Source organism: Flavobacterium sp. PLA-1-15 (genome assembly GCF_049060005.1).
Classification (GTDB): domain Bacteria; phylum Bacteroidota; class Bacteroidia; order Flavobacteriales; family Flavobacteriaceae; genus Flavobacterium.
In genome coordinates this window covers 137,429-149,676 of record NZ_JBMGQS010000004.1, presented here as the reverse complement: position 1 = coordinate 149,676, position 12,248 = coordinate 137,429, and the positions used below count along the sequence as shown (strand labels likewise).

Sequence of the window (12,248 nt, the reverse complement as noted above, 5' to 3'; positions counted from 1 at the left end):
CCTGCTTTAGTCCGTAAGTTATTAACATTTTCATCTTAAAAACTTCGGTTTTAAATTATGATTTTCATTCTTAAATGAAACAAAAAAAATCCGCCTTTCAGCGGATTTAATAATATCTAAAAAATTTGAATTTCTTACAAGTGAATCACTTCTCCATAAGCATCAGCGGCAGCTTCCATGATGGCTTCGCTCATTGTTGGATGCGGGTGGATAGATTTGATGATTTCGTGTCCTGTAGTTTCTAATTTACGGGCTACAACCGCTTCAGCAATCATATCTGTAACTCCAGCACCAATCATGTGGCAACCTAACCATTCGCCGTATTTGGCATCGAAGATTACTTTTACGAAACCGTCTTTAGTTCCGGCAGCACTTGCTTTTCCTGAAGCTGAGAATGGGAATTTACCAATTTTCAATTCGTATCCTTTTTCCTTAGCCGCTTTTTCAGTCAAACCTACAGAAGCGATTTCTGGAGTTGCGTATGTACATCCAGGAATGTTTCCATAATCAATAGCATCTACGTGAAGGCCAGCGATTTTTTCTACGCAAGTGATTCCTTCTGCAGAAGCTACGTGAGCCAAAGCTGGACCTGGAACTACATCTCCAATGGCATAATATCCCGGAACGTTTGTTTGGTAGAACGCGTTTACTAAAATCTTATCTCTATCGGTAGCAATACCAACTTCCTCTAGACCTATGTTTTCGATGTTTGATTTGATTCCAACAGCAGAAAGCAAGATATCCGCTTCTAGGATTTCTTCTCCTTTTGCTGTTTTTACTGTTGCTTTTACTCCATTTCCAGAAGTATCTACTTTTTCTACTGAAGCGCTGGTCATGATTTTTACACCTGCTTTCTTCATAGAACGCTCCATTTGTTTAGAGATGTCTTCGTCTTCAACTGGAACAATGTTTGGCATGAATTCTACGATTGTTACATCGGTTCCCATTGAGTTATAGAAGTGAGCAAACTCTACTCCGATAGCTCCAGAGCCTACTACAATCATGGATTTTGGTTGCTCAGGCAAGGTCATTGCTTGACGGTAACCGATTACTTTTTTACCATCTTGTGGCAAGTTTGGCAATTCGCGAGAGCGAGCTCCTGTAGCGATGATGATATGATCGGCAGAATACTCTGTTGTTTTTCCGTCTTTATCGGTAACATCAACTTTCTTTCCGGCTTTTACTTTTCCGGCACCTTCTAGAACGTCGATTTTATTTTTCTTCATCAAGAACTGAATTCCTTTGCTCATTCCATCAGCAACACCTCTGGAACGTTGGATTACAGCGCTAAAATCTTTATCAAATTCTGAAACCGTCAAACCATAATCAGAAGCATGTTTTAGGTAATCAAAAACCTGAGCTGATTTTAGCAAGGCTTTTGTTGGGATACATCCCCAGTTTAGACAAATTCCGCCAAGGTTTTCTTTTTCGATGATGGCCGTTTTAAATCCTAATTGTGATGCACGGATTGCGGTTACATATCCACCAGGACCACTTCCTAAAACAATAATATCGTATTTCATTTTTTGTATTTTATTTGATTTTTGTAAAAATAAAATTTGCCGAAGCTCATTTTATTCTAATAATTTCTAAATGAATTTTCAGTTGCGAAAATAAGCATTTATTCTCTTTTAAGAAAACTTGAATGTTGTTTATTTTTTTTAGCACTAAATGGGTTATGAAACCTCATTTTTGGCTTTTGGCAGGAATAACCTCATTGGAGTTCTTCTGTTTAGAATTTTAGTTCTGGTAACGGAATTTTAGTTCCAGTAACGGCATTTGAGTTCCAGTAACGACATTTGAGTTCTACTATTCGGGATTTTAGTTCCAGTAACGATATTTTAGTTCTACTATTCGGGATTTTAGTTCCAGTAATGGCATTTGAGTTCTACTATTCGGGATTTTAGTTCCAGTAACGACATTTTAGTTCTACTATTCGGGATTTTAGTTTCAGTAACGATATTTTAGTTCTACTATTCAGGATTTTAGTTCCAGTAACGATATTTTAGTTCTACTATTCGGGATTTTAGTTCCAGTAACGACATTTTAGTTCTACTATTCGGGATTTTAGTTCCAGTAACGATATTTTAGTTCTACTATTCGGGATTTTAGTTCCAGTAACGATATTTTAGTTCTACTATTCAGGATTTTAGTTCCAGTAACGATATTTTAGTTCTACTATTCAGGATTTTAGTTCCTGTAACGGCATTTGAGTTCTACTATTCGGGATTTTGTTCCAGTAACGATGTTTCAGTTTCAGTAAAGGCATTTTTAATTTTAGTTAGCTTGACTTATTCTGCCTTTTCTACTGCAAATTGTGAATCGTATAGACGCTTGTAGAAACCATTATCGTTTTGCAAGAGCTCGAAATGACTTCCTTGTTCTACAATCAGGCCTTTGTCCATGACGATAATCTTGTCGGCGTTTACGATTGTGGCCAATCGGTGGGCGATTACAATAGAAGTCCTTCCTTTTGTGATGGTTTCGGTTGCTCTTTGGATCAATTCTTCTGAATAGGTATCGATTGACGAAGTGGCTTCATCCAGAATGAGGATGCTCGGATTGCTGACATAAGCCCGTAAAAAAGCAATCAATTGGCGTTGACCGGAAGAAAGCATCACGCCGCGTTCCTTTACATTATAATCATAACCATTTGGCAAACTCATTATAAAATTGTGGACGCCTATTTTTTTGGAAGCTGTGATGACATCCTCTCGCGAAATTTTTGGGTTGTTTAGGGTGATGTTGTTGTAGATGGTATCGGCAAAAAGGAAAACGTCCTGCAAAACCACGGCTATCTGTTCTCTTAAAGATTCCAATGTGTAGCTGTTGATGTTTTCGCCATCGATGCAAATGACGCCTTTGTTGATTTCGTAGAAACGATTCAAAAGATTAATAATTGTAGATTTTCCGGCTCCCGTGGCTCCGACGATTGCGATTGTTTCGCTTTCTTTTACTTTTAGATTAATTCCCTTAATGACCTCTTCATTTTCGATATACCCAAAATGAACGTCCTTGAATTCGATTTCTCCTTTAAAATTTGGCGCGACCAAACTTCCTTTGTCTTGGATTTGATCCTGTGTATCGAGGATATCAAAAACACGGTTGGCGGCGATCATCCCCATTTGCATCTCGTTGAACTTATCGGCAATTTGACGCAGCGGATTGAAGAGCATCCCTATGAACATGGTATAGGAAAACAAATCCCCGAAAGTAGTGGTGGTATTGCCTCCGAGAATCTGCGTTCCGCCGTACCAAACGACCGTAGCCAATGTAAATGAGGAAATGATATCGGCAATTGGAAAGAAAATGGAGTTGTACCAAACGGTCTTGATCCAGGCCTTGTTGTGTTTTGCGTTGATTTCGCTGAATTTTTCGGCTTCGATGTCTTCACGGTTGAAAAGCTGGACGATTTTCATACCCGTAACACGTTCTTGCACGAAAGTGTTTAGATTGGAAATTTGTGTTCGGACTTCCTCGAAAGCGACCTGCATTTTCTTTTGGAACACTCTTGTGGCGATGACTAAAATTGGCATGGCTACGATTACAATCCAGGTGAGGCTCCAGTTCATATAAAACATAAAAATCAAGACAACGAGCATCTTCATCAAATCGCTGATGATCATGAATAGTCCTTGGCTGAAGATTCTTGCGATTGCTTCGATATCTGATACCGAACGCGTGACCAATTGCCCCACAGGTGCATTATCAAAGTATTTCATACGGAAACTCAGCATGTGCTTGAAGAGTTTTGTTCGGATGTCGCGCACAATGTCCTGACCGAGCCAATTGGCCCAATAGACGAAATAAAATTGTGAAATGACCTCCAAAAGAAGCACTATCCCCATGAGGATTATATAATAAAGGAGGCCTTTTTCGTCTTCGGTTTGGATGTATCCATCGACCGTTTGCTTTAGCAAATAAGGACGTAGTGCGGCAAATATTGAGAGGGTTATTGCCCAAATGATGACACCGTTGAAGCGCCATTTGTAGGGCTTGGTATAGACCATTATCCTCTTGAATACTTTTGTATCGAATGCTTTTGCTTTCATTTGTTATTTTAGAATTTAGAGTTTAGATTTTAGATTTCTCCAAAACTCAACTCTATATATAATCGTATTTTACTTCGGTTAAATATAAACCGTGTGCAGGAACTGAAAAACCTGCCTTGCCTCGGTCTTTACTTTCTATGATTGTGTTGAAATCTTCAAGTGTGATTTTGCCCAAGCCAACATATACTAACGTCCCTACGATTGCTCTGACCATGTTGCGCAGGAATCTATCGGCTGAAATAGTAAAGATCAGTTGATTGTTTACTTCCTTCCAATAGGCTTCGGTGATTTTGCAATTGAAGGTATTGACGTCGGTATGGACTTTTGAGAAACACTGAAAATCGATGTGGTTCAATAAAATCTTTGCTGCTTCGTTCATTAGATTTACATCCAACCTTTGGTGATAGTACCAGCTTAATTCTTCCAAGAAAACATTTTTGGCGGTATTGATGTGGTATTCGTATGTCCGTTTGGTTGCATCGAAACGAGCATGGGCATCTTCATGAACTGGAATTATATCTGAAACGGCAATGTCTTTTGGTAAAAAAGAATTGAGTTTATGGATTAGTGTTTGGGCTTCTATTTCCTTTTCAAAGTCAAAATGCGCGAACATTTCTCTGGCGTGAACGCCTGTATCTGTTCGTCCGGCACCCATGATTTCGAGTTCGGAATTAAGAACTACGCAGAGTGCTTTTGTCAAGGTTTCCTGTACAGAAACTGCATTGGGCTGATATTGCCAACCGTGGTAATTTGTTCCTTTGTATGAAAATTTGATGAAGTAGCGCATTCTTAAAAGTTAGAAGAGCAAGCTAGAAAATGGATGTACTGATGAAAATTTTTGACTTCCACTCTTTTCTGGCTTCTGGATTTTTCAAATGCAAAGATACTTTATTAATATGCATTTTTTATTTGCAACTATAACAAAAGAAATCGAATTAGGAAAGATTTAGCATTCGTTATTTGATTTGAGCTTAGCTAGGCTCAACTCATTATTCCCGTCATCAAATTACTCATAAATAGGTAAATATCTGCCTCTGAATCGAGTTTTAATTTTTTTCTTAGTCTGTACTTTTTTGACTGTACCGATCGAGGTGACACGAATGTATATTCCGCTATATCTTTGGTAGAGAAATTCAAGCTGATCAAGGCACAGAATCTTAAATCGGACGTTTGAAGATCGGGGTTTATCTCGAGTAATCTTTTACAAAATTCTGGATAAACTTGTTTAAACCGTATTGGAAACTCTGGGCTATTACTTTTTGCCAACTGCACTACTTCATTAAATGCGGGATTTACAAGCTGTTTGAGTTCATTGGTTTCTGTCTCAGTATTTTTTAATCGCCTATGCTCATTCATCAATTTTTCATCGAAATCTTGTTTTTGCCTGATTTGCTTTTTCACTAACACATATACCACACCACATACAATTACAAAAATGATGGATATGCCTATGATCATGTGTCGTCTTGACGTTTTTATCGCTTCGTCTCTTTCTTCTATCACCATTTGCAGGGATGCATCAATTATGTGTTTTTTATTGTTGGCCAAACTATCTTTATAGTTATAGTATTTTACTAAAAACTCTTTTGACTCATTACTCTTACCAAGTCGCTCATAGGCGCTTGAAATACCTTTATAGGAATTGGCTATTTCTGTTGTGGCTTGAGACTTTACCGCAAAGGGTATAGATGCTAAATAATGATCCAGGGCTTCTTTGTATTTTTTTTCAGTTAGATAGAAATCGCCCCAAAGGTTTTCGAGGATTGCTTTTTCAAAAATTAAATCTGATTGATGATTTAAAACTTTTTGCGTCGCATTCAAATAATATTCTGTAGAATCACTGTTTTTTGTATAATTCAGATGATGATAGGCCAAAGCCGATAGATTATAGGCCGACATTTCGGTTTTATATGATTTGAGCAAATAATAATAGGCCGAATCAGCCTTATTTTGTGCGTAATAATTAGACATTAAAGCACTGTAGCTGTACAATAAAATGGTCTCTCTATCATATTGCTTCTTTATAGAATGCCCTATATTTTCTGTTTTTTTCGATAATTTGACTGCTTCTTTATACAAGCCCAATTCCTGATAATTTTTGGCATATTCCAAAAGTATTGATGCTTCTAAATAATCATCAGACTGTTCTCTAGCCATTTTTTTTGCTAGATCCAAATACCTAAAACTTTCCTTGTATGATCCAAGTGTAGAGAAGAGACTTCCGAGATAATAATTACCTTTGGCAATTCCTTTTGAATATCCTATTTTCTCGGACTCTTTGATCATTTCTTCATTGAATAAAATAGCTTCATTATATTTGGCATTTGTATTTAGCTTTACATTCTCATTAGTTAAAATGCTGTCAATTTCCTGAGCTGTATAATTTTGAGAATATGAACTACTAAAATGGAATATAAAAAAAAGGCACATAATGGTTTTTCTCATATAATTTATTTAGGGGGGATCATTAAAATATATTTGAATCTTAAAGTTAACATAATTTTTGCAATAATTGAACCACAAATAAAATATTTGAACTTTAATTTTTCATGATTCTAAAAATCTACTAATTTTCAAGTACTTAAAAAACAAAAAAAATTGAAGAAAATACTCCTTCTTTCTGATACCCACAGCCACATTGATGATACTATTCTAAAATACGTCGACCTAGCGGATGAAGTTTGGCATGCTGGCGATATTGGCGATTTAATTGTTACAGACACCATCAAACAACTAAAACCGCTTCGTGCTGTTTATGGCAACATCGACGATGATAAGGCTCGAATGGAATTTCCATTGAACAATCGTTTTATGTGCGAGGGTGTTGATGTTTGGATTACACATATTGGAGGCTACCCAGGAAAGTACAATCAAGCGATTCGAAGCGAAATCACTTCAAATCCCCCAAAACTATTTATTTGTGGGCATTCGCATATTCTAAAAGTAATGTTCGACAAGAAATTAAATCTCTTGCACATGAATCCGGGAGCAGTTGGAAAAAGTGGTTTTCACAACGTTCGAACTATGCTTCGTTTTGTTATTGATGGTGATGCCATCAAGGATTTGGAAATTATAGAAGTCGAAAAAAGGGTTTAGTTTTTATTTTCCAACAAAGGCACAAATCGAAATTCTCCAAATTCATGCTTTTCAAATTGTGTTTCATTCTTGCGAATGAGCATCGTCATAATCTGGTGTTCTTCTCCTAAAGGAATTACCAGCCTTCCCCCAACTTTTAGCTGTGCCATCAAAGGCTTTGGAATAATTGGTGCTCCCGCCGTTACAATTATACTATCAAAAGGAGCATAATTTTCAAGACCTTTATAGCCATCTCCAAAAGACAAATGTTTGGGTCTGATTCCTAATTTCGGTAGCAATAAAGAAGTCGTTTTAAACAATTCATTTTGTCTTTCTACGCTATACACTTTAGCCCCCATCATGCACAAAACAGCCGTCTGATAGCCAGATCCTGTTCCGATTTCTAGAACTTTATGGTCTTTTTGAACTTCTAACAACTGTGACTGGAAAGCAACTGTGTAAGGTTGCGAAATAGTTTGGCCCGCACCAATTGGAAAAGCCTTATCCTGATAGGCATAATCCTCAAAACTGGAATTCAAAAACAAGTGTCTCGGAATTTTTTTTATCGCTTCCAATACATTTTTATCGGTAATTCCCTTCTGTTCTAAAACGGTTACCAGTTGATTGCGAAGTCCTTGATGTTTGGCGGTATCTTTCAAAATTTGGAGTAATAAATTTTGGTAAAAATAGGAAAAGTTAGGTCAAAAGTCTAAGGCCGAAAGTCGAAAGTTTCAACAATACTTCTAATATATTTGATATTCTACTTTTGACTTTCGACTTTATCACTTTAAGACTTTCGACTTTAAACAATTAATACTATTTTTGTTCAAAATACATTTATATGCTAAAAGTTGGAGTATTAGGTGCCGGTCACTTAGGAAAAATTCATTTGCGATTATTACAACAATCCGAAAAGTACGAATTGGTAGGCTTTTACGACCCTAATCAGGAAAATGCCGAAAAAGTAGCCAAGGAATTTGGTTACACAAAATTCGATACCATTGCCAAGCTGATTCATGCCGTTGATGTGGTTGATATTGTAACTCCAACGCTATCGCACTATAAATGTGCGAAAGTCGCAATCAAATCGGGCAAACATATTTTTCTTGAGAAGCCAATTTCAAATACAGTTGAAGAAGCCGAAGAAATCATCGCTTTAGCGAAAGAATACAATGTAAAAGGTCAAGTTGGTCATGTTGAACGTTTCAATCCTGCTTTCAAATCAGTGAAAAATGACATCATTAATCCGATGTTTATTGAAACACATCGTTTAGCAGAATTCAATCCTCGAGGAACTGATGTTCCTGTTGTTTTAGACTTGATGATTCACGATATCGATGCTATTTTGAGCGTTGTAAAATCTCCCGTAAAAAATATTCACGCAAGTGGCGTTTCTGTAATTTCAGACACTCCAGATATTGCCAATGCTCGAATTGAGTTCGAAAATGGATGTGTTGCGAATTTGACTTCAAGCAGAATTTCCTTAAAAAATATGCGTAAGTCACGCTTCTTTCAAAAAGACGCTTACATCTCTGTAGATTTCCTTGAAAAGAAATGCGAAGTCGTAAAAATGAAAGACGCTCCGGAAGTCCCAGGCGATTTTGATATGATTTTGCAAAATGCTGAAGGTGTAAAAAAACAAATTTATTTTGACAATCCAGATGTGGAAAATAACAATGCCATCTTGGATGAATTGGAAACTTTTGCCGATGCCATCAACAATAATACTAGACCAATCGTGACTTTAGAAGATGGAACGGACGCTTTGCGAGTTGCGTATCAAATTATTGATTGTTTTAAAAAGTAATCTTCTAATTGATGCTAACCAATAATAATCTTCTCCTCGAAATAAAAAATCTTATTGCAAACGCGAGAGAAACGGCAGTTCGTTCTGTTGATTTTCAGAGAACGTTATTATATTGGTATATTGGCGAACGTATTTTCAACGAGGAACAGCAAGGAAAAGAACGTGCCGAATACGGGAATTATCTAATTAAATACCTTTCAGAGCAACTTCAACCTGAGTATGGAAGCGGTTTTTCCTACCGCCAATTAGAATTAATGCGTCAATTTTACAGAACTTTTCCAATTGCGAACTCGCTGCGTTCGCAATTGAGTTGGACACATTACAAAATCCTGATTCGCCTAAATGACGATCACAAAAGAGAATATTATATTGCCGAAACTGTAAAAAATAATTGGTCTGTTCGTCAAATGGAACGACAAATAAACAGCCAATTATTTGAGCGTTTATTATTGAGTAATGATAAAGAAAGTGTTTTGGCAGTTGCCCGAAATGAAAAACTTCCCACAAATCCATCGGAAATTATAAAAGACCCAATGGTTTTAGAATTTCTCGGATTAAGACGCGAATCCGCTTATTATGAAAAAGATTTAGAGCAAGCGATAATCACACATTTACAAGATTTTCTTTTGGAATTGGGCAACGGATTCTCCTTTGTTTCCCGACAAAAAAGAATCCATCTTGATGGTGATGACTTTTTGATCGATTTGGTTTTTTACAATAGAATTCTGCAATGTTCCATCATCTTCGAAATCAAAACACATAAATTAACACACGAAGATTTAGGCCAATTACAGATGTATGTCAACTATTATGACCGAATAGAAAAACTCGAACATGAAAAGCCAACCATAGGAATTTTACTTTGTGCTGATAAAAATAACGCAGTCGTAAAATTCTCCTTGCCAGAAACAAACCAAACTATTCTAGCAAGTCAATACAAATTAATTCTGCCTTCAGAAGAACAATTACTTACCGAAATCAGAAAAGAAATAAACAATATTAATATCCAAAATAATCAAGACAACTAAAAACTTAACGGAACTTAATCCCTTAATGTTTCAAACATTTCAATCCTAAAATTTTTAAATCTTTTAATAAATAAAAATGAAAAACATAGCCGTAATCGGAGCAGGAACAATGGGTAACGGAATCGCCCACACGTTCGCGCAAAGCGGATTCACCGTAAAATTAATCGACGTTTCAGAAAAATCGCTGGACAAAGGAATGGCAACAATCGCCGGAAATTTGGACAGGATGGTTACAAAAGGAACCATCACTGAAGACGATAAGATGAAAACCATCAGCAATATCATCACCTATACCGACATCAAAGACGGCGTTGTTGGTGTTGATTTGGTTGTGGAAGCTGCAACCGAAAACGTGGAATTGAAACTGAACATTTTCAAGCAATTAAACGAAGCTTGTTCACACAACACGATTTTGGCAACCAATACTTCATCGATTTCCATCACGCAAATTGGGGCTGTTGTCGCTCATCCTGAACGTGTTATTGGAATGCACTTTATGAATCCGGTGCCGATTATGAAATTGGTCGAAATCATCCGCGGTTATAATACTTCTGACGAAGTGACCAAAACCATTATGGATTTGTCTGAAAAACTAGGCAAAACTCCGGTTGAAGTGAACGATTATCCAGGTTTTGTGGCCAACAGAATTTTGATGCCGATGATTAACGAATCTATCGAAACGTTATACAACGGTGTTGCAGGGGTTTATGAAATCGATACGGTAATGAAATTAGGAATGGCACATCCAATGGGACCGTTGCAATTGGCTGATTTTATTGGTCTTGACGTTTGTTTGGCAATTCTGAACGTGATGTATGAAGGCTTCAAAAATCCAAAATATGCCCCTTGCCCACTTTTAGTGAATATGGTTCGCGCCGGAAAATTAGGCGTGAAATCTGGCGAAGGATTCTATGATTATTCCGAAAGTAAAAAAGCTGAAAAAGTAGCAAAACAATTTAATTAAGTAAAGAGGCAAAAACCATTAGGCAAAAGTTTCGTACTCTTGCCTAATGCCCATTGCCTAATGCCCAAAATGAGCAAAATAATCCCTTTCAAAGCAGTCCGACCAACCCGCGACAAAGTCAGCTTGGTAACTTCGCGCTCTTACGACGAATATTCTCCAGCAGAATTGGCTTCGCAGTTGGATTTTAATCCGTTTTCGTTTTTGCACGTTTTGAATCCGGCATATGTCAACCAGCAAAAAATAGGACTTGAAAAAAGGTTTAAATTGGTTGCCCAGAAATACAACGACTTTAAAGAAGAAGTAGTTTTGATAAAAGAAGAAAAACCTGTTTTTTTCATCTACGAAATCCAAACCAAAATCCAAACTTTTACCGGAATTATCGCTGGAACTTCCATTGAAGATTACCAAAATAATGTCATCAAAAGACACGAAGATACGTTGCAATATCGTGTAGAACTCTTCAAGGATTATCTACATCAAACTGGTTTCAATACCGAACCCGTTTTAGTAACCTATCCGGATAATCAAGAATTAACTAACTGGATTTCGGATAAAAAACAAACCGATTCGCTTTACGAATTTTCAACTACCAAAAGAGAAAAGCACATCCTTTGGAAAATTGAAGATGAAAATGAAATTGCTTGGCTTCAGGAAAAATTCAACGAAATTGGCGATTTGTATATTGCCGATGGACATCACCGTTCGGCTTCTGCAGAATTATTATATGAAGAAGACAAAGTTTCCGGAAATGAAAACCTGAACTATTTCATGAGTTTTTTGATTGCCGAAAGCAACGTAAAAATTTATGAATACAACCGAATCATACACGATTTAAACGGACATTCAAAAGAAGAATTTCTCAATAAATTATCCGAAAGTTTTTGGCTCAAAAACAAAGAACAAGAGCTTTGGAAACCGACCAAAAAATTCGAATTTGGAATGTATTTGGATGGTGAATTTTATTCGTTGACCCTAAAGGACGAACACAGTTTCACATCCGTTTTAGAACGTTTGGATGCTCAGATTTTATACGAGAAAGTTTTGAAACCAATTTTGGGCATCCAAGATTTACGAAACGACGAACGAATTGATTACATTCCTGGAAAGCAATCCATTATCACCATCAAAGAAGTTGTGGATGAAGGTGAATTTGCCTTAGGATTTATGCTTTACCCTACCGATATTTCTGAAATAAAAGAATTAGCAGATAACAACTTGATTATGCCCCCAAAAAGCACCTACATTGACCCGAAGTTTAGAAGTGGATTAGTGGTTTATGAAATATAATTCGATAATTCGATAATTCGATAATTCGATAATTC

10 protein-coding genes are annotated in these 12,248 nt (G+C 36.7%); 5 read left to right on the top strand and 5 right to left on the bottom strand.

The window, feature by feature from the left end; translation table 11 throughout:
- Positions 1-134 precede the first annotated feature (134 nt).
- From lpdA to ACI6PS_RS05025, 4 genes are all read right to left on the bottom strand, one after another.
- Complete coding sequence (lpdA, locus tag ACI6PS_RS05040; RefSeq protein WP_421011460.1) at positions 135-1,523, bottom strand: dihydrolipoyl dehydrogenase; 1,389 nt, start codon at positions 1,521-1,523, stop codon at positions 135-137.
- Between the two features lie 768 nt (positions 1,524-2,291).
- Positions 2,292-4,052, bottom strand: coding sequence for an ABC transporter ATP-binding protein (locus ACI6PS_RS05035; RefSeq protein ID WP_421011459.1), 1,761 nt, complete (start codon positions 4,050-4,052; stop codon positions 2,292-2,294).
- A gap of 52 nt (positions 4,053-4,104) precedes the next feature.
- Positions 4,105-4,839, bottom strand: coding sequence for a tRNA pseudouridine(38-40) synthase TruA (truA, locus tag ACI6PS_RS05030; protein WP_421011458.1), 735 nt, complete (start codon positions 4,837-4,839; stop codon positions 4,105-4,107).
- A gap of 194 nt (positions 4,840-5,033) precedes the next feature.
- A complete protein-coding gene (locus tag ACI6PS_RS05025) occupies positions 5,034-6,497 on the bottom strand; it encodes a tetratricopeptide repeat protein (RefSeq protein WP_421011457.1) in 1,464 nt (487 codons plus the stop codon).
- 153 nt (positions 6,498-6,650) lie between these two features.
- Here ACI6PS_RS05025 and ACI6PS_RS05020 point away from each other — a divergent pair, with 153 nt between their 5' ends.
- The gene (locus ACI6PS_RS05020) at positions 6,651-7,148 is read left to right on the top strand and encodes a metallophosphoesterase family protein (RefSeq protein ID WP_421011456.1); all 498 of its coding nucleotides are present in this window, start codon (positions 6,651-6,653) and stop codon (positions 7,146-7,148) included.
- Here the strand turns inward: ACI6PS_RS05020 and ACI6PS_RS05015 are convergent.
- On the bottom strand, positions 7,145-7,786 hold the full coding sequence (locus ACI6PS_RS05015) for a protein-L-isoaspartate(D-aspartate) O-methyltransferase (RefSeq protein WP_421011455.1): 642 nt from the start codon (positions 7,784-7,786) through the stop codon (positions 7,145-7,147). The two genes, ACI6PS_RS05020 and ACI6PS_RS05015, sit on opposite strands and share 4 nt — an antisense overlap.
- 182 nt (positions 7,787-7,968) lie before the next feature.
- Between ACI6PS_RS05015 and ACI6PS_RS05010 the strand changes: the two genes are divergently transcribed.
- From ACI6PS_RS05010 to ACI6PS_RS04995, 4 genes are all read left to right on the top strand, one after another.
- Positions 7,969-8,934, top strand: coding sequence for a Gfo/Idh/MocA family protein (locus ACI6PS_RS05010; RefSeq protein ID WP_421011454.1), 966 nt, complete (start codon positions 7,969-7,971; stop codon positions 8,932-8,934).
- A gap of 11 nt (positions 8,935-8,945) precedes the next feature.
- On the top strand, positions 8,946-9,962 hold the full coding sequence (locus ACI6PS_RS05005) for a PDDEXK nuclease domain-containing protein (RefSeq protein ID WP_421011453.1): 1,017 nt from the start codon (positions 8,946-8,948) through the stop codon (positions 9,960-9,962).
- A 76-nt stretch (positions 9,963-10,038) separates the two neighbouring features.
- Positions 10,039-10,926: a 3-hydroxybutyryl-CoA dehydrogenase gene (locus ACI6PS_RS05000; protein ID WP_421011452.1), complete on the top strand. Its 888-nt coding sequence runs from the start codon at positions 10,039-10,041 to the stop codon at positions 10,924-10,926.
- A 69-nt stretch (positions 10,927-10,995) separates the two neighbouring features.
- Positions 10,996-12,213 (top strand): DUF1015 domain-containing protein, encoded by a 1,218-nt coding sequence (locus tag ACI6PS_RS04995; RefSeq protein ID WP_421011451.1) that lies wholly within the window; start codon positions 10,996-10,998, stop codon positions 12,211-12,213.
- Positions 12,214-12,248 lie beyond the last annotated feature (35 nt).